The organism is Stenotrophomonas sp. YIM B06876, assembly GCF_030711595.1.
GTDB lineage: Bacteria > Pseudomonadota > Gammaproteobacteria > Xanthomonadales > Xanthomonadaceae > Stenotrophomonas.
Window position 1 is genome coordinate 1 of sequence record NZ_JAUJUJ010000587.1, and the last position, 411, is coordinate 411.

At 67.9% G+C, this 411-nt stretch carries 1 protein-coding gene; it reads left to right on the forward strand.

Annotated elements, in window-relative coordinates; genetic code table 11:
- Positions 1–366 (forward strand): nitroreductase family protein (locus tag QZH66_RS18600; RefSeq protein WP_305807261.1); only part of this gene is annotated, 366 nt, incomplete at its 5' end.
- Positions 367–411: the final 45 nt, after the last annotated feature.

Genomic DNA, 411 nt, shown 5'->3' on the forward strand with positions numbered 1-411 from the left:
GTGGCGCAGGCGAGGGACAAGGCCTACCGCGCGCCCGAGCTGATGCTGCTGGTGGTCGACGGCCACCGGGGCAACGCCGGCATAGACCTGCACGAGCGCCTGCTCAGCGCCGGCTGCGCGCTGCAGAACATGCTGCTCATGGCCACGGCGCTGGGCTATGGCTCGGCGCTCACCAGCGGCAAGGCGTTAAAAGATGCAGGCCTGCGCCAACTCTTCGGGCTGGGGGCGGGCGAGCATGCGCTGTGTTTCCTCAGCCTGGGCACCGTGCAATCGCGCAAGCGCGCCCGCGTGCGGCCGGTGCCTGCCGACTACCTCAGCGTGCTGGGCACGCCGGGAGCAGCCCCGCCCTTCAATACGACCCCATAGAAAGAACGCGACCATGGATATCTCCAGTTTTGACGACCTGCTGCA